The 1,234-nt window shown below is 54.2% G+C and carries 1 rRNA gene; it reads left to right on the forward strand.

The annotated features are described in order from the left end of the window. Nucleotides 1-1,210 (forward strand): 16S ribosomal RNA (locus tag BUQ87_RS14890); the annotation flags it as partial. Nucleotides 1,211-1,234: the final 24 nt, after the last annotated feature.

A 1,234-nucleotide genomic window follows, 5' to 3' on the forward strand; every position in this document is an offset into this window, starting at 1 on the left:
GATCGGCCACACTGGAACTGAGACACGGTCCAGACTCCTACGGGAGGCAGCAGTGGGGAATATTGCACAATGGGCGAAAGCCTGATGCAGCAACGCCGCGTGAGCGATGAAGGCCTTCGGGTCGTAAAGCTCTGTCCTAAGGGAAGATAATGACGGTACCTTAGGAGGAAGCCCCGGCTAACTACGTGCCAGCAGCCGCGGTAATACGTAGGGGGCAAGCGTTATCCGGAATCACTGGGCGTAAAGGGTGCGTAGGCGGCTGATAAAGTCCGAGGTGAAAGGCTACGGCTTAACCGTAGTAAGCCTTGGAAACTTATCAGCTTGAGTACAGGAGAGGAAAGTGGAATTCCTAGTGTAGCGGTGAAATGCGTAGATATTAGGAGGAACACCAGTGGCGAAGGCGACTTTCTGGACTGTTACTGACGCTGAGGCACGAAAGCGTGGGGAGCGAACAGGATTAGATACCCTGGTAGTCCACGCCGTAAACGATGAGTGCTAGGTGTCGGGGGTCGAACCTCGGTGCCGCAGCTAACGCATTAAGCACTCCGCCTGGGGAGTACGTTCGCAAGAATAAAACTCAAAGGAATTGACGGGGACCCGCACAAGCAGCGGAGCATGTGGTTTAATTCGAAGCAACGCGAAGAACCTTACCTGGACTTGACATCCCTTTGACCGCTTCTTAACCGAAGCTTTCCCTTCGGGGACAAAGGTGACAGGTGGTGCATGGTTGTCGTCAGCTCGTGTCGTGAGATGTTGGGTTAAGTCCCGCAACGAGCGCAACCCCTGTCTTTAGTTGCCAGCATTAAGTTGGGCACTCTAGAGAGACTGCCGAGGATAACTCGGAGGAAGGTGGGGATGACGTCAAATCATCATGCCCCTTATGTTCAGGGCTACACACGTGCTACAATGGGCGGTACAACGGGCAGCAAGCTCGCGAGAGCAAGCCAATCCCTTAAAGCCGTTCTCAGTTCGGATTGTAGGCTGAAACTCGCCTACATGAAGCTGGAGTTGCTAGTAATCGCGGATCAGAATGCCGCGGTGAATGCGTTCCCGGGTCTTGTACACACCGCCCGTCACACCATGGAAGTTGGGGGCGCCCGAAGTCAGTTATCCAACCGCAAGGGGGAGGCTGCCGAAGGTGAAATCAATGACTGGGGTGAAGTCGTAACAAGGTAGCCGTATCGGAAGGTGCGGCTGGATCACCTCCTTTCTAAGGAGAAAATGGTTTGCTGTT

The sequence above is a fragment of the Peptoclostridium litorale DSM 5388 genome (genome assembly GCF_900141635.1).
Classification (GTDB): domain Bacteria; phylum Bacillota; class Clostridia; order Peptostreptococcales; family Peptostreptococcaceae; genus Peptoclostridium; species Peptoclostridium litorale.